Raw genomic sequence first — 24,874 nt, 5'->3', positions numbered from 1 at the left:
GGCGGCGGATGCCTGGGCCCCACACCCGCATCCGCCACCATCGATTCCCCAGTACCTCGCAGCGCCCCGGGCATCCCCTGCGAGTCGGCGTTCTTCCCCAGAATCACACCGCGTTTCCCTACCCCGTCGGGCACGGGAGGACGCAGTAGACAGCATACAACTTTGGACAGGGTCTACCTGCTCATTCGACCCGCGCCCGGCGGCTTCACGTCCGCGGTGCGAGCAGCGACTCGAGCTTGTCGCGCACCTCAGCGCCCCACGGCGAGTCGATCGCGGCGTGCTCGTCGACGGCCTCCTGCCACCGCCGCCGCGCCTCGGCGATGTCGTTCGCGGCGTGTGCGCAGTCGCCGAGGTCTTCGGCCACCTCTGCCACACCCAGCCGGTCGCCGATCGACTCGATCAGAATGCGCGCCCGCTCGAAGGCCTCACGTGCCTCGCCGAGACGCCCCTCGCCCAGCAGGCTCGCTCCGATCGTGCGCAAGAGCTCGAACTCGGACCGCTTCATGCCGGCCTCGCGGGCGACTGCCAGGCCCGCTTCGGCGATCTCGGCGCACTCGTCGAACCGGCCGAGCGCACACACGGCGGCGGCGAGGTTCGAGTACGCGACGACGACGCCGGGAACATGCTCGAGCTCCTGCATGTCGGCGAGCGCCTGACGCGCCTGTGTCTCGGCGGCGGAATCGTCGCCCAGATCGAGCAGGAGCTTCGCGAGATTGACCCGGCCCCGGGCCGCGGCGCTGGCGTCACCGCATTGCGTGCTGATCTCGATCGATCGGCCGAGCGCCGTGCGCGCCTCGTCGAGCTCGCCGGTGTGCAGGTGCAGCAGCGCGATGTTGTTCCAGAGCATCCCCTCGCGCCAGAGATCACCTGCCGCCCGTGCGGCGACCAGGCCGCCCTCGAACGACGCACGCGCTTCGGCGAACCGGCCCTGCGCGAGCAGGCTCGCCCCCAGGGCATTGCCCACGAGCGGTGCTTCGAGCGGCCATCCGGGCGCCTCCCGGTCGATGCTCGACAGCATCGCCTCCGCTTCGGCGGCACGCCCCGTGAGGGTGAGCGTCGATCCGACGTCGACGAGGGCACGCAGCTCGCCTTCGCGGTCGCCGCCGGCGCGAGCCACGCGCAGCGCCTCGCGGAAGAGCCCGACGGCGTCGTCGGCGCGCCCGGCGCGGTGCAGCGCGTCGTCGATCGTCTCTGCGATGAGGGTGACGGTGGGAGACGTCTCGTCAGCGGACGCCTCGAGCGCGATGTGCAGCAGCAGGTCGATGGCGTCGGCGAAGAACGCCTCGGCCTCGCGCGCGGTGAGCTCGACCTCGCCGACGGGCCATCGGGGCGCACGGCCGGGAGCCCGCCGCGACCGACTGCGCGCGGCGTGCGCCGCCCACGCGCGGGACACGACGCTCTGCCGCAGCCGGTCCGCCGCGGCACGGCGCTGCGACGACGGATCGACCTCGAGCCCCAGATCGACGGCGTGAATGCGCACCGCCTCGTGCATCCGGATCCGCCCGTCGCCCGTGCGCGCGATGAGGCTGTGCCGGGCGAGCAGGTCGAGATCCGCGTCGACGTCGGGTGCGGCATCCGCTATCGCCACGATGCTCTCGCGATCGAGCAGCTCGACGGGGTGCGCGGCAAGCGCACGGAGCAGGCGCTGCGCGGAATCGGGCAGCAGCCCGTAGGTGAGGTCGAGCGACCGGCTGACCGGCTCGTCGAGGCGCAGGTTGGCGCGGCGGGTGCGCGCGAGCTCGAGGTGCTCGGCGAGGGTCCAGGTGTCGCGCGCGGCGACGCGCGCCGCCGTGATGCTGACCGCGAGCGGCTGGTGGTCGGTGAGCTGCAGCAGCGCCTCGGCCGCCGCCGGGTCGCGCTCGATCGTCGCCCGCCCGGCGACGGCGTCGAGCAGGGCGAGGGACTCGTACGGCGCGAACAGCGCGAGCTCGAGCGGACGGAACGTCGTCGACCGCGGCACGATACGACTCGTCACGATGACCGAGACCCCGGCGGGGTGCGGGACGATCGCCTCGACCTGCTCGAGTGACGCGGCGTCGTCGAGCAGCAGCATGGTGCGGGTCGCACGCAGTCGGTCGCGCAGCTGGCGTCGGGCCGCTGTCACCGACAGACCGTTGTTCTTGTCGCCGAGGTGTCGCAGCACGGCGCGCACGATCGCGTGCGGGGCGGCGGGAGGCCCGACGGGACTGTGCCCGCGCAGGTCGACGACGATGACACCCCCGACGTGACCTGAGGCCCGCGCCGTGCGCGCCGCCTGCATGGCGAGGGTGGTCTTGCCTGCGCCGGGCATCGCGTGGATCCAGTGCGCGCTCGTTCCCCGCGTCAGTAGCGCGAGCTCGCGCGTGCGTCCCACGAACGGTGCGACCGCGGCGGGCAGTTCGTCGGTGACGGTGACCAGGCCCGCCGCCGCGGTGCGCTGGCCCAGCGCCGCCAGGGCCGCCGTCCACGCCGAGACGGTCGCCTCGGCGGGTGCGAGGGCGCGCACGATCGCGAGCACGAGTTCGACGTCGAACCGCTTGCGACCCTCGCGGAAGCAGTCGTACACGGTGGCTCGCGAGACGACGGATGCCGCACCTCGCGCGGCACGCTGAGCGGTGACCCGGCGGGCGATCTCGGCGTACGAGGGCTCGCCCGCCTGTGCGCGCATCGCCCGGAGCTGTTCGGGAACGTCGTCGATGCGCAGCGGCGGGGTGATCATCTCGCTCCTCGTCGTCGGGACATCCGTCCTTCAGATTCTGCCCGCTTCGCGCGTCGGAGCCGTGTCCGGGGTTGTTGGGGATATGTGCGCCGCGAACGCCGCACGGGCAGATTGAAGACCATGAGCGAGAACACCGCCTCCCCCACCGCCGAACCCGTGCGCAAGCGGTCCAAGCGCACGCTCGCCTGGGTGGGCGGCGGCCTCGCGCTCGTGCTCGTGGCGGCCGGGATCGCGGTGCCGCAGATCGTGCACGCTCAGCGCGTCGACGAGTATTCAGCGCTCGTGCACGAGCGCGACACTGCTCTGGCCGACAAGGCCGAGGCCGAGTCGCACCTCGAGGCGGCGATCGCCCTGCGCCTCGCACAGGAGGGCGAGGCGCGCTCGCTCGGATCGCGCATGGTCGACCTCGGGCAGACCCCCGCGCCGATCCTGACGGCAGAGCAGGTGCAGCAGCTCACCGAGGCCGGCAGCGCCGTGGGCGAGGTGGTCGGCGAGGCCACCGAGCCGGCCGACGCCGACGCGCGGATGCACGAGAAGCTCGTGGCCGCGGTCGAGGCGCTGCGTACCGAAGACGAAGCCGCCGTCGTCGCCGCGACCGAGGCGGGTGAGGAAGCCCCGCAGCCGGCCTCTCCCGCGTCCTTCCTGACGATCGGAGTCAGCGATGCGGTCGAGCTGATCAGCGCGGAGCGGGCGCCCGGCAAAGCGCAGACCGTGGCCGATGAAGACGTCACGCCCGAGATCATCGACGAGACCGGTGCCCAGGTGGCATCCATCAGAGCAGAGACGGGCGAGCTGCTGGCGCTGATCCAGGCAGAAGAGAAGCGGATGGCCGAGTTCGACGCCGCCATCGAGTCGGCCATGCCCGTGCTGCAGGCGGTCGCGGAGGGCGCATCGGCGCAGGCGGCGGAAGTGACCGCGCAGACAGCGAAGGCACCGGATGCCTCGGGTGTCGCGGTCGCGGCGGCGCAGCAGGTGAACGAGCAGGCCTCGACCGACGACGCCGACCGGATCCTCACCGGCCTTGCGGCCTACGTCGAGGCGACGAAGAAGGCGCAGGCCGATCACGCCGCCGTCGTGCAGCGCGAGAAGGAGGAAGCCGAAGCCGCCGAGGCAGCCGCCCGCGCCGAAGCCTCGCGCCGGCAGGCGTCGGTGGGCGGAAACGGCGGGGGAGGCGGAGGCGGCAAGAAGTCGCGGCTCTGCTCGCGGTACCGCCCCTCCCCCGGCGGCGGCGGAAGCCTCGTGCTCGTGTACTGCTGAGGGCCGCGCCCCGGGGGTCCGGGGGTCTGGGTCCGGGGTCTGGGTCCGGGGTCTGGGCCCGGGGTCTGGGTCCAGGGCCCAGGCCCTGGGCACGATGTCGGACCCCCGCCCCGACACGCCGGGCCGGGGCATCCCGACACCGGCGTGTCGCCCCCACGGCCCGACACGGTGCACGCGCCCTCGACCACGCCGCCCCAACTCAGGCGAACGCCCGCCCCAGGATCGGCCGCGTCACGCGGGTGCTGAGCCACATGACGGCGAAGCCGACGGCGATGACCGTCGCGATCGTGAGCAGCGAGACCGGAGCCGTGATCAGTGCGATGCCCAGCAGCGGGAAGATCATCACACCGGCGCACAGCGCCGAGCCGACCGCCGTGAGCAGCAGAGGGCGCATGATGGCGTTGCGGCGCGCGCGCTCCACCGTCTCCATCGGCATCCCGAGGCGGTGCAGGCTCGCGTTCAGCTCTTGCCGGTCGAGGATCTCTGCGGCCTGGTTCACGCCGACCGAGGCGGCGACCATGAGGAAGGATGCGACGAGGGTGATCACGACGCCCGTGCGGATGTCGACGGCGAGCTGGATGTCCTCGATCGAGCCGTTGCCCATGACATCGAGCAGGGCGACGCCCGTTCCGGCGAACACGGCGATGAAGCTCGCCATAGCGATGCCGCCCACCTGACGCCACGCCGCCTTCGGCGCTTCGAGCACGGTGCGCGCCGAGAGCAGCTGATCGGCCCGCGTCGCACGGCGCAGCCGCCGGCGCGCCTGCAGACGGATCGCCCAGGGACCGATGACGTTGAGCACGGCGAAGGCGATGGCGAAGACGGCGGAGAGCACGATGATGGTCGGCAGCATCTCGGCCGCGCTCGGAACGGCGGAGATGAGCACGTAGGCCACCACCAGCGCGACGACGGTGATGACGGCGCGGATCCAGTGCGATGTGCCCGCGGTTGCCCGAGTGCGGACGCCGAGGGGCGAGATCACGACCTTGCGCAGTCCGATGGCGGCGCTCGTGGCGGCCAGCAGCACGATCGCGACGATGATGCCCAGCACCGCGCCCGCGGGCAGCAGCACAGACCCCGCTCCGAGAGCTTCGCCGCGGAACGGGATGAGTCCCACGAGGGGCACGAGTACGAGGTACAGGAGGAACCCGGCGACGGCACCGACGGCGGCGACCAGGGCCGACTCGGCGACCGTCGCCCCGACGACGCCCGCGGGAGAGACCCCGAGCAGTCGAAGCGTCGAGAGGCGCTCGTCGCGGCGGCGTGCGGACAGCCGCGCCGCCGCTCCACCCAGCGTGACGAGGGGGACGACCAGCAGCACGAGCGCGATCGCGGCGAGCGCGTGGTAGATCGGCGCTTCGGGGTCCTGCCATGCCCAGAACGACTGGGCGCCGCCCACGACCGTCAGCACCAGGGTGCTCACGACCGCGAACGCGAAGACGGGAAGCGCCAGCACGTCGTACTGCCCGCGCGTCGGCCGCATCAGCAGCAGGAAGACGCGCGGGTTCATGCCGAGACCCCCTCGGGCATCAGGCGGCCGTCGCGCACCGAGAGCGTGCGCGAACAGCGAGCAGCGACATCGGCGTCGTGCGTCACCACGACGAGCGTGCGCCCCTGCTGCGTCGTCGCCCACAGCAGGGCGTCCATGACCTCGACCGACGTGCGCGAGTCCAGCGCGCCGGTCGGCTCGTCGGCGAACACCACTTCGGCACCGGTGACCTGCGCGCGGGCGATCGCGACGCGCTGCGCCTGACCTCCCGAGAGCTCGCCGATGCGGCGCTCCTCCATGCCGGCCAGCCCGAGGGCGGTGAGCCAGGATGCCGCGCGCTTCATCGACTCGTCGCGCCCGCATCCGGTGATCATGAGGGCGATGGCGACGTTCTCGATCGCTGTCAGCTCGGGGATGAGCAGCCCCTGCTGGAAGACGAATCCGAAGCTGTCGCGACGCAGCTTCGAGCGTCGCGTCTCGCTGAGGCCGGTGACCTGCGCGGCGGGCCCGGATGCCGGCGCGAACGTGACGGCCCCCTGATCCGGGGCGGTGATACCGGCGAGGACATGCATGAGTGTCGTCTTGCCCGATCCCGAAGGCCCCATGACGGCGACGGACTCGCCGCGGCGGATCGAGAGGTCGACACCGGCGAGAGCCATGGTCGACCCGTATGTCTTGACGAGTCCTTGGGCGTGCAGCACTGGAGCGTTCATGCTTCCAGCCTCGTCGCGGGCGGCATCCGTGCCATCGGCCTCGGGAGTGAACGGCGTCATCCTCGCGATGTATCCCGCCCCGCAGGAATACCCGCCGCTGGTATGCGTTATCCTGCGTGGATACCCACGGGGGGTATCGAAGGAGGAGCATCATGGCGACGACCGAGTACCGGGTGACCGGAATGACCTGCGGGCACTGCGAGATGTCGGTTCGCGAAGAGGTCGCTGAGATCGCCGGCGTCGACGAGGTTCAGGTCAGCGCCCAGACCGGCAAGCTCCTGGTCACCGCGACGCAGCCGCTCGATGACGCCGCCGTGCTGGCCGCCGTCGACGAGGCCGGCTACACGGCGGTGCGTGTCTGATGAACACCGCGGGACGACTCAGCCTCTACGCCGCCGGCCTGGTGGTCGCCTTCGCGGCCTCGTACGGCATCGCTGCGGCCGTCGTCCCCGACAGCGTCGTCACCGACTGGAACCAGCGGGCCGAGATCGACCAGGCCCCCACCCACTCCGAGGAGCCCCCGCGATGAGTGCCGTCGATCCCCGCGCGACGCCCGCCGGTGACCGCGTCGAACTCACGATCGGCGGGATGACCTGCGCCTCATGCGCGAACCGCATCGAGCGCAAGCTGAACAAGCTCGATGGGGTCGCCGCCACCGTCAACTACGCCACAGAGAAGGCCCGGGTCACCGTGCCCGCCGGGTACGACCCCGCGCAGCTGATCACCGAGGTCGAGAAGACCGGCTACACCGCCGCGCTGCCCGCACCGAAGACACCGGCGACGGATGCTGCCGAGCCTGCCGATCCCGAACTGACATCGCTGCGCACCCGACTCGTCATCTCAGCCCTCCTGACCGTGCCGGTGATCGCGATGGCGATGATCCCGGCGCTGCAGTTCCCGTACTGGCAGTGGGCGTCGCTGACGCTCGCCGCGCCCGTCATCGTGTGGGGCGCGTGGCCGTTCCACAAGGCCGCGTGGGCGAACCTGCGCCACGGTGCCGCGACGATGGACACGCTCATCTCGATGGGCACCCTCGCCGCCTTCTTCTGGTCGCTCTACGCCCTGTTCCTGGGCACCGCCGGCATGCCCGGGATGACCCACGCGTTCGAACTCACGATCGCCCCGTCAGACGGTGCCGGCAACATCTATCTCGAAGTCGGCGCCGGGGTGACGACGTTCATCCTGCTGGGCCGGTACTTCGAGAAGCGCTCCAAGCGGCAGGCGGGAGCGGCTCTGCGCGCTCTGCTCGAGATGGGCGCGAAGGACGTGTCGGTGCTGCGCGACGGGATCGAGACGAAGATCCCGACCGACGATCTGCAGGTCGGCGACGAGTTCGTCGTGCGTCCGGGTGAGAAGATCGCGACCGACGGCGTCGTCGTCTCGGGCACGTCCGCCGTGGACGCGTCGATGCTCACGGGTGAATCCGTGCCGGTCGAGGTCGGCGCGGGCGACCCCGTCACCGGCGCCACCGTGAACGCCGGCGGGCGACTGGTCGTGCGCGCCACCCGGGTCGGGTCGGACACGCAGCTCGCCCAGATGGCGAAACTCGTCGAGGACGCCCAGACCGGCAAAGCCGAGGTGCAGCGACTGGCCGACCGGATCTCGGGTGTCTTCGTGCCGATCGCGATCGTCATCGCGGTCATCGCCCTCGGCGCGTGGCTGGGCGCCGGATTCCCGGCATCCGCCGCCTTCACCGCCGCCGTCGCCGTGCTCGTCATCGCGTGCCCCTGCGCGCTGGGCCTCGCGACCCCGACCGCACTGCTCGTCGGCACAGGTCGCGGCGCTCAGCTGGGCATCCTCATCAAGGGCCCGGAGGTGCTCGAGTCCACCCGCAAGGTCGACACGATCGTCCTCGACAAGACGGGCACGGTCACAACCGGCAAGATGACGCTCGTCGAGGTCATCGCCGAGCCCGGAACCGACCCCGACGAGCTGCTCCGCCTGGCGGGCGCGCTCGAAGACGCGTCGGAGCACCCGATCGCGCAGGCCATCGCGAAGGATGCCGCGCAGCGAACCGGCACCCTGCTCCCGGTCGAGGGCTTCACCAACATCGAGGGCAAGGGCGTTCAGGGCATCGTCGACGGGCGCGCCGTGCTCGTCGGCCGCGAGTCGCTGCTGGGCGAGGGGTCGCAGCAGCTGAGCGCCGAGACCGCTGCCGCCAAGGCGCGGGCCGAGGACGAAGGCAAGACCGTCGTCGCCGTCGGGTGGGACGGCGCCGCGCGCGGCGTGCTCGTCGTGGCGGACACCGTCAAGCCCACGAGCGCCGAAGCGATCGCGAAGATGAAGGCGCTCGGGCTGACCCCGATCCTCCTGACCGGTGACAACGAGGCCGTCGCCCGCCGCATCGCCGCCGAGGTCGGCATCGAGCATGTCTCGGCCGAGGTGCTGCCGAAGGACAAGGTCGACGTCGTGGCGGCGCTGCAGCGCGACGGGAAGGTCGTCGCGATGGTCGGAGACGGGGTCAACGACGCGCCCGCCCTCGCGCAGGCCGACCTCGGGCTCGCGATGGGCACCGGCACGGACGTCGCGATCGAAGCGTCCGACATCACTCTCGTCCGCGGTGACCTGCGCAGCGCCGTCGACGCGATCCGCCTCTCGCGCAGGACACTCGGCACGATCAGGTCGAACCTGTTCTGGGCCTTCGCCTACAACGTGGCCGCCATCCCGGTCGCCGCCCTGGGTCTGCTCAACCCCATGCTCGCCGGAGCCGCCATGGCGCTGTCCAGCGTGTTCGTCGTGGGCAACAGCCTGCGACTGCGCGGCTTCCGGAGCACCGCCGCCCGGCCGCAAGGGAAGTGAACGCATGACCGATCCGCACGCGCCCCACCACGCATCCCCGGAACACGCCGAACACGGCGGGCACGCCGAATACGACGGGCACGCGGATCACGACGGGCACGCGGATCACGACGGCCACGCCGAGCACGACGGGCACGGCGGTCACGGCCATGCGGGGCACGGCGACCACGTCGGGCAGTTCCGCCGGCTCTTCTGGATCAACCTGATCATCGCCGTGCCGGTCGTCGCGCTCTCGCCGATGTTCGCGATGATCCTCGGCTACGAGGTGCCGGGCTGGGCACTGTGGGTCGCCCCCGCCCTGGGCACGGTCATGTACGCGTGGGGCGGATGGCCGTTCCTCACGGGCGCCGTCAGCGAGCTGCGCTCGGCCAGACCCGGCATGATGCTGCTGATCGGTCTGGCGATCACCGTCGCGTTCCTCGCGTCGTGGGGCGCGACGCTGGGCCTGCTGCACCACGAGCTGGAGTTCTGGTGGGAGCTCGCGCTCCTCATCGTGATCATGCTCCTCGGTCACTGGATCGAGATGCGCTCGCTCGCGCAGACCAGCTCCGCCCTCGACAGCCTCGCGGCACTGCTGCCCGATGAAGCCGAGCGCGTCGAGGGCGACCAGGTCGTCGCTGTCGCGCCGGCAGATCTGCGGGTGGGCGACGTGGTCCTCGTCCGGCCGGGTGGCAGCATCCCCGCAGACGGGACGATCGTCGACGGTCGCGCCGATGTAGACGAATCGATGGTCACCGGCGAATCCCGGGCGGTTGCGCGCACGGTGGGGGATGCCGTCACGGCGGGCACCGTCGCCACGGACTCCGGCCTGCGGGTCGAGGTCACGGCGATCGGCGACGCGACGACCCTCGCGGGCATCCAGCGACTCGTCGCCGAAGCACAGAGCTCGTCGTCCCGGGCGCAGCGGATCGCCGACCGGGCCGCGGGATGGCTGTTCTGGTTCGCCCTGCTCTCCGCCGCCGTCACCGCCATCGTGTGGACGCTCGTCGGCAGTCCCGACGACGCCGTCGTGCGCACGATCACGGTGCTCGTGATCGCGTGCCCGCACGCGCTCGGGCTGGCGATCCCGCTCGTGGTGGCCATCGCGACCGAGCGTGCCGCGCGAGGCGGAGTGCTCATCAAGGACCGGCTCGCCCTGGAGAGCATGCGCACCGTCGATACGGTCCTGTTCGACAAGACCGGAACGCTCACGAAGGGCGAGCCGACCGTGACCGCCGCGCATCCGGTCGGCCAGTGGGATGCCGCCGACGTGCTCGCCCTCGCGGCGGCTGCGGAGAGCGACAGCGAGCATCCGCTGGCGAAGGCCATCGTCCGCGCCGCGCAGGACGATGACCTGCGCGTGCCGAGGGCGACCGATTTCTCGTCGTCTCCTGCGGTCGGGGTGACGGCCACGGTCGACGACGCGCAGATCCGCGTCGGTGGACCGCACCTGCTCGAGGAAGTCGGTCAGGGCGAGGTCGACGAAGCCGACGCCTGGCGCGCCGAGGGCGCGATCATCCTGCACGTGGTCCGCGACGGCGCGGTGATCGGCGGCCTCAAGCTCGCCGACGAGATCCGCCCCGAATCCCGTGCGGCGGTCGACGCGCTGCACGAGATCGGGGCGCAGGTGGCCATGATCACCGGCGACGCCGAGGCCGTCGCACACGCGGTCGCCGCCGAGCTGGGCATCGATCGCGTATTCGCGCAGGTGCGCCCCGAAGACAAGGCCGGCATCGTCGCCGACCTTCAGCGCGAGGGGCGCAAGGTCGCGATGGTCGGCGACGGCGTCAACGACGCACCCGCCCTCGCGCAGGCCGATGTCGGCATCGCGATCGGCGCCGGCACAGACGTGGCGATCGCGTCGGCCGGGGTGATCCTCGCCGGCTCCGACCCCCGCAGTGTGCTGTCGGTCATCGAGCTGTCTCGCGCGGCGTACCGCAAGATGACGCAGAACCTGTGGTGGGCCGCGGGCTACAACCTGATCTCCGTGCCGCTGGCCGCCGGTGTCCTCGCCCCCGTCGGGTTCGTGCTGCCCATGTCGGTCGGCGCGATCCTCATGTCGCTGTCCACCGTCGTCGTCGCCCTGAACGCACAGCTGCTGCGCCGCATAGACCTCACCCCGGAAAGCAGCACGCGCGCCGTTCTGCAGCACCACCCGAAGGAGCCCGCATGACCACCGTCGACGTCCCTCACACCCACGGCTACATCACCGACAAGGACCGGTACCTCAACCGGCTCAAGCGGATCGAGGGTCAGGCGCGCGGCATCTCGAAGATGGTCGACGATGAGAAGTACTGCATCGACATTCTCACGCAGATCAGCGCGCTCAAGAGCGCCCTCGAGGCCGTCGCGATCGGGTTGCTCGACGACCACCTCACGCACTGCGTTCTCGACGCCGCCCGGCAGGACGACGATCAGGCCGCCGCGAAGATCAAAGAGGCCAGCGACGCCATCGCCCGACTCGTCCGTTCCTGATCGGGCGGTCAGTCATCCTCGGCGGGAACGGGGATCAGCGCGATGTCGATGCCCGGGGCGAGCAGGAGATGCGCCGGTCGATGCGCGCCTTCCCCGTCGTTGATGACCAGCCAACGCGGAACGTCGGACGTGATGCCCTCGGCGACCTCGCGCTTCAGATCGTCGAGATCCCGCCCGCCGATGCTGTACTGACGGCCGCCATAGAAGACATCAATGCGCTTCATTCGCGGTGCCGTTCTGTGACGCCGGGTCTGGCGGTTCCGGCACGACGTACAGTCCGGTCGGAGAGTTCGCTGTATACATGAGCGCCTCGAGCCAAGCGCGGTTCAGCTGCGGCATCCGGCTGCCATAGAACTTGTAGACGATCGACAGGCCCGGGTGCAGCCACACCATCGTGCGCCCGTCGCCGATGCTGGTGTCGTCCTTCCACACGAAGGTGAACGGCTCGCCCCGGCGCAGCTTCGTCGTGATCGTGACCTGCAGATGCGCGAGCAGACGGTCTTCGAAATCGACGCTCAGCCGACCGTCGTAGAGGAACTTTCCCATGGAACCCCTTCAAGAATGGGCGATCTTCGGGTGTTGCTGGGATGAGCGTAGCGGGCCGGTGACGTCGCGTACACGTCGTTCAGCGTGCCCCCATGATTCCGTAGCCGAGTCGGTGCAGCTGCTCATACGCCTCGGCATACGTTTCCGCCTCGGGCATGTCGCCGTCACCGAACCTCGCCTGCAGCAGGCCGACCAGACCGCGTCCGGGCGGACTGAGCGGCTTCGTCCGGTGCGCATGGGCCGGGTGGGGCGGTTCCTCCTGCGGATTGGCGGGAAGCCACTGCGGCACGGTGACCGGCCAGTCATCCGGATGCCGCGGGGCATCGAGGTTCACGATCGAGAAGAGATCGTTCGCCCCGGCGTCGCGACGGGTCAGCGGCTCCAGGCCGTGCAGTTCGCTCAGCGTCTTGATGACCGCGCCGTGGTGCATCTCGTCGTTGATCACGGTTCCCCGGCGGGTGTACGCCGATACGGCGATCGCCGGGACGCGGCATCCGAGTCGGTCGAAACCGAACCCCATCTCACCGGGAGCGGCATCGGCGTGGGGTGGCACGGCGCTCGGGGGCGCGACGTGGTCGTAGGTGCCGCCGTGCTCGTCGAACGTGATGAGCAGCAGCGTGTTGACGGCGTTGGACCCCGTGTCGGCGCGGGAGTTCCTCACAGCGCTGTAGATGTCGTGGATCAGCGCCTCTCCGGCGCGCACATCCGACACCGCGCTGTCGACGACGTCGAGACCATCGACGTCGCTCTCGCGGAGCGCGCCGAACGGCGGGTGGAAGTCGTTGTGATTGAACGCCATCCGCGGCTCGATGAACGAGTACGCCGGCAGGTTTCCGTTGGCGGCGTCGTCGTAGAACTGCTCCATGGTCGCGAAGTGGTTCGTCTTCCAGTACTTCTCCAGCACGGGCGCGTGCAGAACCCCCGTGAACGCGATGAGCTGCAGCTCGTCGTAGTAGATCCTCCAGTCCAGCCCGGCGTCTTCGAGGCGGTTGAAGATCGTGGGAGCCGCGGGCGCGTCGATCCACTTGTCGTACCCGCCGCCGTGCTTGTTCGTGACGAATCCGTGCGACGTGGAGGCGTGGAAGAACGACCGGTTTCAGAAGGTCTGCGACGGCACCGCGCAGAACCAGTTGTCGAACACGGCGAACTCGCGCGCCAGCGTCGACAGCACGGGGAGCATCCCGGGTGAGAAGCTGCCCATGATGGGGCGCAGCTGCTCCGCCGAGGGCTCGGTGCCCTTGTTCAGCCGTCGATAGTTGATGAAGTAGTCCCGCACGAAGCCTGCGTTGGTCGGAGTCTCGTCGGCCCTCGGGGCGTTGTAGGGCGAGGCCATCTGCTCGACCCACAGATGCTCGTTGCCGGGCGGCTCGACGCGGTCGAACAGCTGCGTGTCGACGTGCGGGTACTCCTCACCCGGGTCGGGATTGGGAAGGCCCATGACGGTGTCGGTCGGCCCCTCGTACACGTGAGCGGGTATCGCCGTGCCATCGGGCGCGGCGTTGGCGTAGTCGCCGAATGCCAAGCCGTTGAACGATGCGCCCTGCGGCGGGTCCTCGGGCGTGTACAGGTAGCCGAGCAGGTTGTCGAAGGAGCGGTTCTCCCCCATCACCACCACGACGTGATCGAAGCCGGGGCGTGATCTCGGCTCGAGAGCTCCGAAGTCCTCCGACCCGGCGGCGAATCCGCTGCGATAGCCCGCTGCCGCGCCGATTCCGGCGCCCACACCTCCGCCGGCGAGGGCACCTGCCGCTGCGACACCGCCGAGCTTCAGGAAACCGCGCCGGGACGTGTCCGCCGGCGCGGGGTGATCGTCACGCTTCATGGGAGTCCCTCCACGACTCAGACAAAGATACTCAGCCGCGCTCCCTGCTTCGCGCGCCGTGCGTCCGGGCGGCAGACACGTGCGCGGCGGCCGCGTTACCACTGTCGTGACGATTCACAGCGGGATGCCGCGCCCGGCCGGCAGCACGAGCGTATGGTGGGGGTTCCGGCAGACGTCGGATCAGGGAAGACTTCTCGTTGACCGTTGGGCCTCTCGGCCCGGCCACGATTCCGTCGCCTCCTCTGAGTGACTCAGAGGAATGACATGCTCCTGACCGATCCCGATTCCAGCCCGGTGCCGCTCGGCACGACCGCCATCGTCTATTGCGAAGGGCAGTTCGGCGAACAGGACGGCAAGACCGCGAACGGGCTGGTTCGCCATTCCGAGAAGTACGAGATCCTCAGCGTCGTCGACAGCACCCGGGCAGGAGCCGACGCCGGCGCACTGCTCGACGGCGACCCGAACGGCATCCCCGTGCTGGCGAGCCTCGAGGAAGCCATCGCCCACGCCGGCCGCGTGCCCGATTACCTCATCTGCGGCGTTGCGCCCGCCGACGGCCTGCTCACAGCGGCCCAGCGCCTCGTGCTGCTCGACGGTGTCGCCCGGGGAATGCACATCATCAACGGCCTGCACGAATTCCTGAACGACGATCTCGAATTCGCGGCCGCCAGCCTCCGCGCCGACGTGACGATCACCGATGTGCGCCGCCCCAAGGCGAAGAGGGATCTTCACCAGTTCTCCGGCCGGATCTTCGATGTGACCTGCCCTCGAATCGCCGTCCTCGGCACGGACGGGGCCATCGGAAAACGCACGACGGCGACGCTCCTGGTCCAGTCCCTCAATGCGCGAGGGATCAAGGCTGTCCTCGTCGGCACCGGCCAGACGAGTCTCATCCAAGGCGGCAAGTACGGCGTCGCCCTCGATGCCCTGGTCCCGCAGTTCTGCTCAGGCGAGGTGGAGAACCAGGTCGTCGCAGCATACGAAGGCGAGAACCCCGACATCATCGTCGTGGAAGGGCAGGGTGCGCTCAGCCACCCCGCCTACTTGACCTCTGCCTACATCCTGCGCGGAAGCCGGCCGTCCGCGGTCATCGTGCAGCACGCTCCGGGCCGCGAGACGCTCGGGGACTTCCCGATGATCCCGATGCCGACCGTCGCCAGCGAGATCGCGTTGATCGAGACGTTCGCCGACACCAAGGTCATCGGCGTCACGATCAACCACGAGCACATGAGTGACGATCAGGTCGGTGAGGTCATCGTCGATTACGAGCTCGCCCTCGGCCTGCCCACGACCGATCCGCTCACTCGTCCGCTCGACCGGCTCGTGGACATGGTCCTGCTCGCGTTCCCGACGCTGGCGGCACCGTGTGCCTCAGCGGCGGCTTCGCGAGCTGCCGCTGATCGCTGACGCCTCGTATCCGCGAGTCCGGTCGCGCGAGTCGACCCGTCGGCATCGGCGCCCGAGGCTTCATCGCGGAAGGTCAGTGGGCGAGGACTGGCGCTCCGAGGCGTCCGTCGACCATCTCCAGGATGCGATCGCAATGCTCGAGCACGTCACGGTCGTGCGTGACCATGACGACGGCGACGTCGGAGTCGTGTGCGCGGTCGGCGAGGAGTTGGACGACTTCGTGGCTGCGCCGACGGTCCAGTGCGGCCGTCGGTTCGTCGACGAGAAGCAACGTCGGGTCGTTGACGAGCGCGCGCGCGATACCGACCCGCTGGCGCTCGCCTCCAGACAGCTCCCCCGGACGGTGCCCGGCCCGGTGCGCCATACCGACGGAGTCCAGCAGTGCGTGAGCCTCGACGTGGCGGTTGCCCGCGAGCTTCCCGGCCAGCCGGAGCTGATCGGTGGCGGTGAGCGAGGGCAGGAGGTTGCCCGACTGGAACACGAAGCCGATGTTGCGCAACCGGAAGCGTGCGGCCGCGCGCTTGGACATCGTTGCAAGGTCGGTGCCGTGCACCTCGACGGTGCCGCTGTCGGGGCTGGCAAGGGCACCGGCGATCGCGAGCAGGGAGGACTTGCCTGAGCCGGACGGGCCGACGATGGCGACCAGTTCGCCGGGCATCGCGGCGAGCGAGACGTCGTCGAGCGCGCGGACGCGGGAGTCTCCGTCTCCGAGTTCGAGGACGGCGTTGCTGATCTTCAGGGCGGGGGTGGTTGCAGAGCTCATCGTTGTCCTCCCAGGGCACGAAGCGGGTCGACGCGGGCAATACGGAGAACGGCGATGGCGGCGCCGATCAGGCCGAGCGCGATCGTCGTCGCCGAAGCGATCGCGATCGGAACCAGTTCGAGGTCGAAGGGCATCGCCGCGGGCATCGCAGCCCCCAGCCCGATCCCGGCTGCGACGCCGAGCGCGGTGAACCCGAAGAGCAGAATCGCGGCCTGCGCGAGGCTGTCGCGCAGCAGATAGTTGCTCGAGGCGCCCACGGCGCGGAGCACGGCGATGTCGTGCGAGCGCTGGATCGTCCACACCGTGAAGAAGGCGCCGACCACCAATGCGCAGATCGCGTAGAGGAAGACCTGGATCATGCTCAGCGTGAGGGTCTCTGCCTCGTATCCGGGCGACGCGTTGAACGATTCGGTGAGGGTCATCGTCGTTGTGCCGGCGTCGGCGTCGACGAGTTCGCAGTCCGGCTTCGCGCCGTCTTCGGCGAGGAGGGCCACGACGCTCGCGTACGGGAAGTCCATCGCGTCCACCTGCGCGGCGGTGGGTTCACCGGGCTGGGCCTGACCTGCAGCCATGAGCCGCCAGGTGTCCAGCGGCAGGTACGCGACGTCGACGTGTCCGAACGTGGCCTGCCCTTCGGTGAATCCGACGACGGTGAGTTCGATATCGAGCCGGTCCAGGGTGACCACCGTCCCGAGTTCGATTCCCTCATCGCGCAGCGGTTCGGATACGACGATCCCGCCGAGAGATCCCAAACCCTCCCCGGTGGAGACCGCAGGCGCGAGGAACCCGCCGGGCTCCACGCCGAACAGCGTGAGGTCGATCTGCGTGCCGTCATCGGTCACACCGTTGACGATGTTCACGCCCATCGGCTCAGCCTCGGCGATGCCGTCGGCCTCCTGCCACACGGCGAGCTGTTCGTCGTCCACCACGGAGCGGCTGAAGGCGTTGTCCTTCATCGTGCCCTCGTCGAATGCGAAGGCGCTGGCCGGCATGGCCTTGAGGCCGGAGACGCCGTCGTTGACGAGGCCCGACGACAGGCCCGAGAGCAGAACGACGAGCACCGAAATCAGGGCGATCACAACGCCCATCAACGTAAATCGTCCGCGGGCAAAGCGCAGTTCGCGCAACGCAAGAAACATGGGGGACTCTCCAAGAGCGGATCTTGCCGACAGTGTGTCGACAACATTCCGACACTATGTCGCGAATCGGCGATCGCCAAATTGACCACGACGACGCGAAGAGGCACCGTCGCGCCGGCATTGGGGGTCGGTTCAGTCGGTCAGACCGCGCGTGAGAAGGCGGAAAGCATCGTCCGCGACGGTCCGATGATCCACACCGTGGGTAACCAACTGCACACCGGCACTGAGGACGCCCTGCACGAGCATGATGGCGGATCTCGACGCTGACATCCCCAAGTCCGAGAGAACTCGAATGAGCGGCCTCAGGAGCGCGTCATGCAAGGTCATCAGATCCTCGCGGCGACTAGGGCTCAGATTCGCGTCACGGAGCGCATCCGCGATCGCGTGCTTGCCCGCCGCGGTCATCGACATCGTCGCGTCGATGAATCGGCGCAGTTCTTCCAGGCCCGGCTCGGCCCCGGACAACTCTTCGTCGATCTCGGCATCCCACCGTTCGATCGCATCGATGGCGATCGCGACGAGCAGGTCATCCTTGGTCGCGAAGTAGTCGTAGAAGCTCGACCGCGCCATCCCCGCATGCTCACCGACGCTGCGTGGCGTGACGGCCGCGAGCCCCGACTCGAGCAACACCGCTTCGCCCGCACGGATAAGCGCCGCGCGCTGATTCGCGCGGTGCTCGGCCACTGTGGGCGCGGAGATCTTCGGCATCTCGCAATTATGGTCGGCGCTCGCGCACCGGTCGAGTCCTCGGCACGCTGCCCCCACTCGGGCGGCGCGGGCCTACCGCCATACGGTAGCCAGGAGAACGTTGACCACGGTCAAGCCTCCGATCACCGGGAGCACCCATGACGCGACGGTCTCACGCTTGCGGTTGATGAGAGCGATCACGATGATCGCGACGAGGACGGCGAGCTTCACGGAGATCTTGGCGTTGTTCACGTCGTTGCCCAGCGGATACTGCAGCCCCACGAGCAGCACTCCGGTGATCAGCATCGTCCACGCGCCGTGCATCATCGCGGGAAGCACGCGGGCTTTGCCCTTGCGCATCGCAGCGGTCTGATAGAGGACTCCTCCCAGCAGCGCCACGACGCCGATGATGTGCAGAGCGAGGATGACGTTCTTGAGAATCTCCATGACTCCACCTTACCGACATGCTGTCGGCTTAATTGCACAGCCCCCTCACCGACGTCACCCCACAGGCTGGCCGTCGACCGCCGCGCTCGCGGTGTCGCGCCGCACACGATCTAGACCTTGACCACACCCCGCGCCCACGATTCCGTCTCGGTTAATTCGCATCCATTGATGACGGATGCGAGTTAGGGACGCTAAAATCGCAGATATGAGCAAGTCGACCACCCGGTGGCCGACGCACGGCGTCGAGACGCTGCCGTGGCGCCAGCAGGTGCGCGGTGGCACTCGCGAGGACCGGATGACGCGCGCCGTCGACGCCACCATCCCACCCTTCATCGCCGAGCTCGACTACGTCCCGCAGCTCGAGGAGATGATCGCCTCCGAGAAAGCTCTGCTCGCTGTCGCTCAGGCCGACACCGATGCCGAGGGACACTCGGCCGCGCTCAGTCGCTTCATGGTCCGATCCGAGTCGGCCGCTTCCTCCAAGATCGAGCGCATCAACGCGACCGCCCGCGACTACGCGAAAGCGATCGCTGGAAACAAGGGCAACTCGTCGGCCACCAGCATGGTCGCCGCCTCCCACTCCCTCCACGAGCTGATCACCACGGTCGGAGATGCTCGCCGCTTCGAGCTCGAGTTTCTCACCAGCGCGCATCGCGCACTCATGGCCGACGACCCCGAGGAAGCCGACTACGCCGGGCGCTTCCGCGACATGCAGAACTGGATCGGTGGCAGCGACCACTCGCCGCGCGGCGCCCTGCACGTCCCGCCCGCACCCGAGCGCGTGCACGCACTGATGGACGACCTCGTCGCCTACCTCAACCGCGACGACGTGCCCGCACTCGTCCAGGCCGCTATCGGTCACGCCCAGTTCGAGTCCATCCACGCTTTCACAGATGGCAACGGTCGCATCGGCCGTGCGCTCGTCTCTGCCGCGCTCCGACGTCGCGGTGCCACCAAGAATGCGGTCGTCCCCCTCGCCAGTGGGCTCCTTGCCCGCCGCGACGACTACTTCGCCGCGCTCGGCTCGTACCGCCTCGGCGACCCGGCCCCGCTCATCCTCCTGTTCGCCTTGTCAGCCCGCGTCGCTGCCACCGCCTCCCGCGAGACCATCGCACGCCTCACGGCCATGCCCGGCGAGTGGCGTGCGGACCTGAAGCCCCGCGCCGGCTCGGCAGCCGGGATCCTCATCGACGCGTTCTATGACCACCCGGTCATGTCCGTGCATGAAATCGACGCCGCCACCGCAGGCACCACCATCAGCCAGGCGTACCGCGTCATCGACCGGCTCGTTGAAGCCGGCTTCCTCGAAGAAATCACCGGTCGCAAGAAGGACCGCGTCTGGGCGGCATCCGAAGTGCTCGCCGAACTCGACGACCTCGACCGCCGCATCCAGGACGCCATGAAGGCCGAGCAATAGCCCGCCTCCCGATCTCCTCGTCCCTTCCGCCACCGCCAGGCCACAACACGGCTCATCCGTCACAGATAGACGAGAAGTGTCACCACCTAGGAGCCCAACAGTGTCACCGATGTCCTGAGTCATCACATCGCCTGATTCTCTTTCGGATGTGGGCAGGATGTGGGCACGGACCACCTTTGGGGCAAAGTGAAAGCCCCGCGATCCCAGTGTTTACAAGGGATCGCGGGGCTTCGACAATGGCGGTGACGGTGGGATTTGAACCCACGGTAGGGGTGAACCTACACAACATTTCGAGTGTTGCACCTTCGGCCGCTCGGACACGTCACCGCGGAAGAGTTTACGGCACGCCGACGGATGCCGCGAATCGAACTTCACCGGTTGTCCGGCCCCCGGCGTACCGTGTGTTCATGGCGACCACCCCGGGCGTGAACGAGCGACTCGTGCTCGCCATCGCCGTCCTGGCATCCTTCGTCGCCTTCCTCGATGGCACGGTCGTGAACGTCGCGCTCCCGGCGATCGAAGATGAACTCGGAGGCGGGCTCACGACGCAGCAGTGGGTCGTCGACTCCTACCTGATCACGCTCGGCGCACTGATCCTCGTCGCAGGGTCGGTGAGCGATGCGTTCGGCCGCATGCTCGTGCTGCGGATCGGCCTGATCGGGTTCGGGCTCGCATCGCTGGCGATCGCCGCGGCTCCGACGGCCGAGTTCCTCATCGTCTCGCGCGCTGTGCAGGGCGCCGCCGGCGCGTTTCTCGTGCCCAGCTCCCTCGCGCTCATCACCTCGACGTTCCACGGGGCAGCGCAGGCTCGCGCGATCGGCACCTGGACGGCGCTCACCACCGGCGCGATGGTGCTCGGACCGGTCATCGGCGGCGTCTTCGTCGACCTGCTCTCGTGGCGCCTGGCGTTCCTCATCAACGTCGTGCCGATCGGCGTGACGTTGTGGCTCATGGTGCGCGCCGACGTGCGCGACACACGACGAACGGATGCCGCGATCGACTGGCTGGGCGCCGTGCTCTGCACGCTGGGGCTCGGTGCGATGGTGTTCGCGCTCATCGAAGAGCCCCGGTTCGGGTGGAACTCCCCCGCTGTCTGGGCTCCCTTCGTGATCGGCGCCGTCCTGTTCGCGGGGTTCCTCATCCGTCAGCGCACCGCGACCGCTCCGATCCTGCCGCTCGATCTCTTCCGCGTGCGCAATTTCTGGACCGGCAACCTCGCAACGCTGTTCATCTATGGGGCACTCGCACTCAACGGCTTCGTCGTCGCGGTCTACCTGCAGCAGGGCGCCGGACTGTCCGCGACCCTGGCGGGGCTGGCCAGCCTGCCCATCACGGTGCTCATGATCCTGCTCAGCTCCCGCGTCGGCGACCTCGCCGGGCGGTGGGGGCCGCGCCTGTTCATGACGGTCGGCCCGTTGCTCATGGGCGCGGGTTCGCTCCTTCTTCTCACCGTCGCCGAAGACTTCTCGTACTGGTGGCAGGTCCTGCCGAGCATGCTCGTCATGGGCCTCGGCCTGTCGATCACGGTCGCCCCGCTGACCTCGGCGATCCTGGGCGCGATCGACACCGAGCGCTCGGGCATCGCGTCGGCGGTCAACAACGCCGTCTCCCGCGTGGCAGGACTGCTCACGATCGCCCTCCTCGCCACGATCCTGGGCGGTGCTCTCGATCTGGGCGGGTTCCATCGCGCCGCCGTCGTCACCGCGGCGCTCATGATCGCCGGCGGTGTCGTCTCGTTCGCCGGCATCCGCAATCCATCGCGGCCCGAGAGCGCCTGAGCATGCAGCGCGGGTTCTGTGCCAACCTCGCGCTCCCCGACGCGTCAGGCCCTGGCCCGCGGCATCCACCGCCTGCCACACTGGCCGCATGGCAGTCATCGAGAATTCGAAAGTCACCATCGTCGGGGCCGGAAGCGTCGGCTCGAGCGCCGCCTACGCCGCATTGATCCGGGGATCCGCGCGGCATGTCGCCCTGTACGACATCGCCACTGAGAAGGTCGAAGCCGAAGTGCTCGACCTCGCGCACGGCACCCAGTTCACGGGCACGAGCGACATCACGGGCGGCAGCGATCTGTCGGTCGTCGAGGGATCGCACGTCGTCGTCATCACGGCCGGCGCGAAGCAGCGGCCCGGCCAGACACGCATCGAGCTCGCGGGCGTGAACGCGGGGATCATCGCGTCGATGATGCCCGACCTGCTCAGCGTGGCCCCGAAGGCCGTCTATGTGCTCGTGACGAACCCCTGCGATGTGCTCACGGTGCTCGCGCAAGAGGCGACCGGGCTGCCGCCCGAGCGGATCTTCGCCTCAGGCACGGTGCTCGACACATCGCGGCTGCGTTGGAAGCTCGCCGAGCGCGCCGGGGTCTCGACCTCGAGCGTGCACGCGTCGATCGTCGGCGAGCACGGAGACACCGAGTTCCCGCTGTGGTCACGCGCCACGATCGGCACCGTGCCGATCCTGGATTGGGAGTCCGAGGGCCACCCGCGCATGACCAAGGACGAGCTCGACCAGATCGCGATCGATGTGCGTGACGCCGCCTACAAGGTCATCCAGGGAAAGGGCGCGACGAACTACGCGATCGGGCTGACGAGCGCGCGGATCGTCGAAGCGATCCTCAACGACGAGCGCGCGGTCATGCCGGTATCGCCCGTGCTCCACGATTTCCACGGCGTATCCGACGTCGCGCTGTCGGTGCCGTCCATCGTCAGCGCCCGCGGTGCCGTGCCGATCCGCGAGACGCGATTCGACGAGCACGAGCTCGAGCTCTTCCACCGTTCGGCCAAAGCGCTGCGCGAGGTCGCGGACTCGCTGCGCTCCTAGCCGCCCGCCGCGGCACCGCCCTCCGCTGTGCGTGAACCGTCCTTCCCCGCCGCCACGACGAGCCGCCCGAGATTCTCGAGCGACGACGCGAGACCGGCGGCGTGATCTTCCTCGGATACGCCCCGGGGCACATCGACGGCTTCGACCACGACGCGGGTTCCGCCGGGCACCGGCTCGAGCGTCCACCTCATGGTCATCGTGCCCGAATAGGCCTCATCGTCGGACGGAAAGTCCACCGCTTCGACGACCCTCTCTCCGGGCACGACCTCGACGCGCCTCACCTCGGTGACGTCTTCATCGGCGGATGCCTTGCCCCCGCCCGTCGGAGGCTCGCCATACGCCAGCCGCATCCGATATCCCGACATCGCGTCGAAGCGCTCGAGGTGGCCCGTCATCCCGGCCGGCGGCAGCCACGCGACCAACAGCGCCGGATCGACGAAGGCGCGGTAGACCGCATCGGGCGACGCGGCGACGAAACGGGAAGCACGATCCACTCGCATCCGCCCACATTAGAAGAGGGCTGCGACGCGCCGCCATGCCGATGTCGCACCCCCGACATAGCCTGGTCGCATGGCGACACGACGACCCGCGCAGACCGCGCCGTACCGGTGCACGGAGTGCGGGTGGACGACCGCGAAGTGGGCCGGCCGCTGCGGCGAGTGCCAGCAGTGGGGCACGGTCGTCGAGTCGTCCGAGCCGACAGGCATCCTGCGCGCCATGGTGCCGGTCTCCCCCGGCGCCGAGCGCACGGCCCGCCCGATCACGCACATCGATACGAGCGACGCCCCGCGCCGCACGACCGGTGTGGGCGAGTTCGACCGCGTGCTCGGCGGCGGGATCGTGCCCGGCGCGGCCATCCTGCTCTCGGGCGAGCCCGGTGTCGGCAAGTCGACGCTGCTGCTCGACGTCGCCGCCCAGTCCGCCCGCGCGGGTCATCGCGTGCTCTACGCGAGCGCCGAGGAATCGACGGCGCAGGTGCGCCTGCGCGCTGAACGCACGGGCGCATTGCACGACGAGCTGTACCTCGCGAGCGAGACGGATCTCGCGACGATCCTCGGGCACATCGACGCCGTCCAGCCATCCCTGCTCATCGTCGACTCCGTGCAGACGGTCTCGTCGGCCCTGTCCGACGGCATCGCGGGTCAGCCGTCACAGGTGCGAGAGGTGGCCGCCACGCTCATCCGCGTCGCGAAGGATCGCAGCATCCCGACCATCATCGTGGGCCACGTCACGAAAGACGGCACGATCGCGGGTCCCCGCGTTCTCGAGCATCTCGTCGACGTCGTGTGCCACTTCGAGGGCGACCGGCAGACGTCGCTGCGCTTCGTGCGCGCGTTGAAGAACCGGTTCGGGCCGACAGACGAGGTCGGATGCTTCGACATGACCGGCGCCGGCATCACCGAGGTCCCCGATCCCAGCGCCCTCTTCCTGGGGCATGGCACGCCCGAGCCGGGCACGTGCGTCGCGATCGCACTCGAGGGGCGGCGAGCGCTTCCCGTCGAGGTTCAGGCGTTGACGATCAAGGCGAGCGGCCCGAATCCGCGCCGCGTCGTCAACGGCGTCGACGGCGCCCGGGTCGCGATGGTGCTCGCGGTGCTCGAGAAGAAGATCGAGCTCGTCACGAGCAACAAAGACGTCTATGTCTCGACCGTCGGAGGCGTCCGCTTCACCGAGCCCGCGGCCGATCTCGCGATCGCCGTGGCCGTCGCGGGCGCCCTGCGCAACGAAGCCACCCCTCGAACGCTCGCCGCCGTCGGCGAGCTGAGCCTCGCGGGCGAAGTGCGGCCCGTGACCCAGGCGGCGCAGCGCCGGTCCGAAGCGGCCCGCCTCGGCTATACCGACGTCATCGACAATCGCTCCGGCACGCTCCGCGGCGCGCTCGGTGATGTGCGCCGGCGCATCCGGGGCGTGCCCGGAGACGACGAACCCAGGTTCTAGGCGTCCAGCGCGGCGATGAGATCGTCCGGCGACGCCTGCATGGGGTGCGGTCCCGCGATGTCGAAGAACACCGTCGTGATCGTGTTCACGTGCGTGCCCAGAAACGCTCGCAGCGCGCCGGGTGACTGCAGCGCGACAGCCGACGGCAGCGACGCGGGCTTGTGAAGCGCGTCGCTGAACAGCAGCAACGCGACATCGCCGGTGTTCGGATCGCGGTACGTCCACACCTCGCCTACGTCGAGCGGGTTGTCGCGGTTGCCCGGCTTCAGGAGGGGGACGACGGTGGGCCCATGCCGCAGGGCGAGAGCGACGGCTGCCATGTCCTGCGTCTGCAGCGCGTCAGCGAGCTGCGTGTTGCGGAACTCGGGCGGCTCGTTCTTCTTGCCGCGCTTCTTACCGGATGCCATGGCTCCAAGCCTACGCACGCCGCCGGTGCGGAAAAGTCTGGCCCCCTCTGGTCGGCCCTGGCCGGGGCCGA

The 24,874-nt window shown here is 69.4% G+C and carries 22 protein-coding genes, 1 tRNA gene and 1 pseudogene; 11 read left to right on the top strand and 13 right to left on the bottom strand.

All coding sequences use genetic code 11. The features are described 5' to 3' along the window. Nucleotides 1-205: 205 nt before the first annotated feature. The gene (locus ACWIBS_RS12490; RefSeq protein ID WP_376129606.1) at nt 206-2,698 is read right to left on the bottom strand and encodes a tetratricopeptide repeat protein; all 2,493 of its coding nucleotides are present in this window, start codon (nt 2,696-2,698) and stop codon (nt 206-208) included. Nucleotides 2,699-2,818: 120 nt separating this feature from the next. On the opposite strand from ACWIBS_RS12490, the gene ACWIBS_RS12485 reads away from it, so the two are divergent. After that, entirely contained in the window at nt 2,819-3,955 is a 1,137-nt protein-coding gene (locus tag ACWIBS_RS12485; RefSeq protein ID WP_376129609.1) for a hypothetical protein, read from the top strand. 199 nt (nt 3,956-4,154) lie between these two features. On the opposite strand, the gene ACWIBS_RS12480 is transcribed toward ACWIBS_RS12485, so the two are convergent. Both ACWIBS_RS12480 and ACWIBS_RS12475 read right to left on the bottom strand, forming a co-directional pair. Next, on the bottom strand, nt 4,155-5,465 hold the full coding sequence (locus ACWIBS_RS12480; RefSeq protein ID WP_376129612.1) for an FtsX-like permease family protein: 1,311 nt from the start codon (nt 5,463-5,465) through the stop codon (nt 4,155-4,157). Beyond that, the gene (locus tag ACWIBS_RS12475; RefSeq protein WP_376129615.1) at nt 5,462-6,157 is read right to left on the bottom strand and encodes an ABC transporter ATP-binding protein; all 696 of its coding nucleotides are present in this window, start codon (nt 6,155-6,157) and stop codon (nt 5,462-5,464) included. The genes ACWIBS_RS12480 and ACWIBS_RS12475 overlap by 4 nt, the downstream gene beginning before the upstream one ends. Nucleotides 6,158-6,309: 152 nt before the next feature. Between ACWIBS_RS12475 and ACWIBS_RS12470 the strand changes: the two genes are divergently transcribed. From ACWIBS_RS12470 to ACWIBS_RS12450, 5 genes are read left to right on the top strand one after another with little or no spacing between them, the layout of a single operon-like run. After that, nucleotides 6,310-6,519 (top strand): heavy-metal-associated domain-containing protein, encoded by a 210-nt coding sequence (locus ACWIBS_RS12470; RefSeq protein ID WP_376129618.1) that lies wholly within the window; start codon nt 6,310-6,312, stop codon nt 6,517-6,519. Continuing rightward, nucleotides 6,519-6,686: a hypothetical protein gene (locus tag ACWIBS_RS12465; protein WP_376129620.1), complete on the top strand. Its 168-nt coding sequence runs from the start codon at nt 6,519-6,521 to the stop codon at nt 6,684-6,686. Before ACWIBS_RS12470 ends, ACWIBS_RS12465 begins: the two co-directional genes overlap by 1 nt. Continuing rightward, nucleotides 6,683-8,956 carry a heavy metal translocating P-type ATPase gene (locus ACWIBS_RS12460; RefSeq protein ID WP_376129623.1) on the top strand — a complete coding sequence of 758 codons (2,274 nt, stop codon included), beginning with the start codon at nt 6,683-6,685 and terminating at the stop codon, nt 8,954-8,956. The genes ACWIBS_RS12465 and ACWIBS_RS12460 overlap by 4 nt, the downstream gene beginning before the upstream one ends. A 4-nt stretch (nt 8,957-8,960) precedes the next feature. Further along, on the top strand, nt 8,961-11,108 hold the full coding sequence (locus ACWIBS_RS12455) for a heavy metal translocating P-type ATPase (RefSeq protein WP_376129626.1): 2,148 nt from the start codon (nt 8,961-8,963) through the stop codon (nt 11,106-11,108). Continuing rightward, the gene (locus tag ACWIBS_RS12450; RefSeq protein ID WP_376129629.1) at nt 11,105-11,410 is read left to right on the top strand and encodes a metal-sensitive transcriptional regulator; all 306 of its coding nucleotides are present in this window, start codon (nt 11,105-11,107) and stop codon (nt 11,408-11,410) included. The genes ACWIBS_RS12455 and ACWIBS_RS12450 overlap by 4 nt, the downstream gene beginning before the upstream one ends. Nucleotides 11,411-11,418: 8 nt before the next feature. On the opposite strand, the gene ACWIBS_RS12445 is transcribed toward ACWIBS_RS12450, so the two are convergent. The 3 genes and pseudogenes from ACWIBS_RS12445 to ACWIBS_RS12435 all read right to left on the bottom strand — a co-directional run bounded on the left by ACWIBS_RS12445 (nt 11,419) and on the right by ACWIBS_RS12435 (nt 13,778). Then, nucleotides 11,419-11,634: a hypothetical protein gene (locus ACWIBS_RS12445; protein ID WP_376129632.1), complete on the bottom strand. Its 216-nt coding sequence runs from the start codon at nt 11,632-11,634 to the stop codon at nt 11,419-11,421. Continuing rightward, a complete protein-coding gene (locus tag ACWIBS_RS12440) occupies nt 11,621-11,956 on the bottom strand; it encodes a DUF7882 family protein (RefSeq protein WP_376129635.1) in 336 nt (111 codons plus the stop codon). Before ACWIBS_RS12440 ends, ACWIBS_RS12445 begins: the two co-directional genes overlap by 14 nt. Nucleotides 11,957-12,035: 79 nt before the next feature. Further along, nucleotides 12,036-13,778 (bottom strand): annotated as a pseudogene (locus ACWIBS_RS12435) (alkaline phosphatase family protein). A gap of 264 nt (nt 13,779-14,042) precedes the next feature. Between ACWIBS_RS12435 and ACWIBS_RS12430 the strand changes: the two are divergent. Next, complete coding sequence (locus ACWIBS_RS12430) at nt 14,043-15,185, top strand: DUF1611 domain-containing protein (protein WP_376129637.1); 1,143 nt, start codon at nt 14,043-14,045, stop codon at nt 15,183-15,185. A gap of 73 nt (nt 15,186-15,258) precedes the next feature. On the opposite strand, the gene ACWIBS_RS12425 is transcribed toward ACWIBS_RS12430, so the two are convergent. From ACWIBS_RS12425 to ACWIBS_RS12410, 4 genes are all read right to left on the bottom strand, one after another. After that, complete coding sequence (locus ACWIBS_RS12425) at nt 15,259-15,948, bottom strand: ABC transporter ATP-binding protein (protein WP_376129640.1); 690 nt, start codon at nt 15,946-15,948, stop codon at nt 15,259-15,261. Next, a complete protein-coding gene (locus ACWIBS_RS12420; RefSeq protein ID WP_376129643.1) occupies nt 15,945-17,087 on the bottom strand; it encodes an ABC transporter permease in 1,143 nt (380 codons plus the stop codon). The genes ACWIBS_RS12425 and ACWIBS_RS12420 overlap by 4 nt, the downstream gene beginning before the upstream one ends. A gap of 132 nt (nt 17,088-17,219) precedes the next feature. Continuing rightward, nucleotides 17,220-17,795 (bottom strand): TetR/AcrR family transcriptional regulator, encoded by a 576-nt coding sequence (locus ACWIBS_RS12415; RefSeq protein WP_376129645.1) that lies wholly within the window; start codon nt 17,793-17,795, stop codon nt 17,220-17,222. Nucleotides 17,796-17,867: 72 nt separating this feature from the next. After that, nucleotides 17,868-18,221 (bottom strand): hypothetical protein, encoded by a 354-nt coding sequence (locus ACWIBS_RS12410; RefSeq protein ID WP_376129648.1) that lies wholly within the window; start codon nt 18,219-18,221, stop codon nt 17,868-17,870. A gap of 205 nt (nt 18,222-18,426) precedes the next feature. Here ACWIBS_RS12410 and ACWIBS_RS12405 point away from each other — a divergent pair, with 205 nt between their 5' ends. After that, on the top strand, nt 18,427-19,638 hold the full coding sequence (locus ACWIBS_RS12405) for a Fic family protein (RefSeq protein ID WP_376129651.1): 1,212 nt from the start codon (nt 18,427-18,429) through the stop codon (nt 19,636-19,638). Nucleotides 19,639-19,875: 237 nt separating this feature from the next. On the opposite strand, the gene ACWIBS_RS12400 is transcribed toward ACWIBS_RS12405, so the two are convergent. Then, nucleotides 19,876-19,965 (bottom strand) — tRNA-Ser (locus ACWIBS_RS12400). Between the two features lie 80 nt (nt 19,966-20,045). On the opposite strand from ACWIBS_RS12400, the gene ACWIBS_RS12395 reads away from it, so the two are divergent. Together ACWIBS_RS12395 and ACWIBS_RS12390 are read left to right on the top strand one after the other, a co-directional pair. Then, complete coding sequence (locus tag ACWIBS_RS12395) at nt 20,046-21,416, top strand: MFS transporter (RefSeq protein ID WP_376129653.1); 1,371 nt, start codon at nt 20,046-20,048, stop codon at nt 21,414-21,416. Nucleotides 21,417-21,504: 88 nt separating this feature from the next. Beyond that, nucleotides 21,505-22,458, top strand: coding sequence for an L-lactate dehydrogenase (locus tag ACWIBS_RS12390; protein WP_376129656.1), 954 nt, complete (start codon nt 21,505-21,507; stop codon nt 22,456-22,458). Here ACWIBS_RS12390 and ACWIBS_RS12385 read toward each other — a convergent pair. Next, a complete protein-coding gene (locus ACWIBS_RS12385) occupies nt 22,455-22,958 on the bottom strand; it encodes an SRPBCC domain-containing protein (RefSeq protein ID WP_376129659.1) in 504 nt (167 codons plus the stop codon). The genes ACWIBS_RS12390 and ACWIBS_RS12385 overlap by 4 nt on opposite strands. Before the next feature lie 70 nt (nt 22,959-23,028). On the opposite strand from ACWIBS_RS12385, the gene radA reads away from it, so the two are divergent. Further along, a complete protein-coding gene (gene radA, locus ACWIBS_RS12380; RefSeq protein ID WP_376129662.1) occupies nt 23,029-24,396 on the top strand; it encodes a DNA repair protein RadA in 1,368 nt (455 codons plus the stop codon). On the opposite strand, the gene ACWIBS_RS12375 is transcribed toward radA, so the two are convergent. Continuing rightward, on the bottom strand, nt 24,393-24,803 hold the full coding sequence (locus ACWIBS_RS12375) for a dehydrogenase (RefSeq protein ID WP_376129665.1): 411 nt from the start codon (nt 24,801-24,803) through the stop codon (nt 24,393-24,395). The genes radA and ACWIBS_RS12375 overlap by 4 nt on opposite strands. Between the last annotated feature and the right edge of the window lie 71 nt (nt 24,804-24,874).

The organism is Microbacterium sp. NPDC055442 (assembly GCF_053644215.1).
This window is presented reverse-complemented; position numbering and strand designations above follow the sequence as displayed.

Coding starts and splice junctions, on each gene's coding strand:
- ACWIBS_RS12490 (WP_376129606.1), bottom strand. CDS start 2,698: ATGATCACCCCGCCGCTGCGCATCGACGACGTTCCCGAACAGCTCCGG.
- ACWIBS_RS12470 (WP_376129618.1), top strand. CDS start 6,310: ATGGCGACGACCGAGTACCGGGTGACCGGAATGACCTGCGGGCACTGC.
- ACWIBS_RS12425 (WP_376129640.1), bottom strand. CDS start 15,948: ATGAGCTCTGCAACCACCCCCGCCCTGAAGATCAGCAACGCCGTCCTC.
- ACWIBS_RS12385 (WP_376129659.1), bottom strand. CDS start 22,958: ATGCGAGTGGATCGTGCTTCCCGTTTCGTCGCCGCGTCGCCCGATGCG.
- ACWIBS_RS12450 (WP_376129629.1), top strand. CDS start 11,105: ATGACCACCGTCGACGTCCCTCACACCCACGGCTACATCACCGACAAG.
- ACWIBS_RS12405 (WP_376129651.1), top strand. CDS start 18,427: ATGAGCAAGTCGACCACCCGGTGGCCGACGCACGGCGTCGAGACGCTG.
- ACWIBS_RS12410 (WP_376129648.1), bottom strand. CDS start 18,221: ATGGAGATTCTCAAGAACGTCATCCTCGCTCTGCACATCATCGGCGTC.
- ACWIBS_RS12485 (WP_376129609.1), top strand. CDS start 2,819: ATGAGCGAGAACACCGCCTCCCCCACCGCCGAACCCGTGCGCAAGCGG.
- ACWIBS_RS12475 (WP_376129615.1), bottom strand. CDS start 6,157: ATGAACGCTCCAGTGCTGCACGCCCAAGGACTCGTCAAGACATACGGG.
- ACWIBS_RS12390 (WP_376129656.1), top strand. CDS start 21,505: ATGGCAGTCATCGAGAATTCGAAAGTCACCATCGTCGGGGCCGGAAGC.
- ACWIBS_RS12460 (WP_376129623.1), top strand. CDS start 6,683: ATGAGTGCCGTCGATCCCCGCGCGACGCCCGCCGGTGACCGCGTCGAA.
- ACWIBS_RS12375 (WP_376129665.1), bottom strand. CDS start 24,803: ATGGCATCCGGTAAGAAGCGCGGCAAGAAGAACGAGCCGCCCGAGTTC.
- ACWIBS_RS12395 (WP_376129653.1), top strand. CDS start 20,046: ATGGCGACCACCCCGGGCGTGAACGAGCGACTCGTGCTCGCCATCGCC.
- ACWIBS_RS12430 (WP_376129637.1), top strand. CDS start 14,043: ATGCTCCTGACCGATCCCGATTCCAGCCCGGTGCCGCTCGGCACGACC.
- ACWIBS_RS12440 (WP_376129635.1), bottom strand. CDS start 11,956: ATGGGAAAGTTCCTCTACGACGGTCGGCTGAGCGTCGATTTCGAAGAC.
- ACWIBS_RS12455 (WP_376129626.1), top strand. CDS start 8,961: ATGACCGATCCGCACGCGCCCCACCACGCATCCCCGGAACACGCCGAA.
- radA (WP_376129662.1), top strand. CDS start 23,029: ATGGCGACACGACGACCCGCGCAGACCGCGCCGTACCGGTGCACGGAG.
- ACWIBS_RS12465 (WP_376129620.1), top strand. CDS start 6,519: ATGAACACCGCGGGACGACTCAGCCTCTACGCCGCCGGCCTGGTGGTC.
- ACWIBS_RS12480 (WP_376129612.1), bottom strand. CDS start 5,465: ATGAACCCGCGCGTCTTCCTGCTGCTGATGCGGCCGACGCGCGGGCAG.
- ACWIBS_RS12445 (WP_376129632.1), bottom strand. CDS start 11,634: ATGAAGCGCATTGATGTCTTCTATGGCGGCCGTCAGTACAGCATCGGC.
- ACWIBS_RS12420 (WP_376129643.1), bottom strand. CDS start 17,087: ATGTTTCTTGCGTTGCGCGAACTGCGCTTTGCCCGCGGACGATTTACG.
- ACWIBS_RS12415 (WP_376129645.1), bottom strand. CDS start 17,795: ATGCCGAAGATCTCCGCGCCCACAGTGGCCGAGCACCGCGCGAATCAG.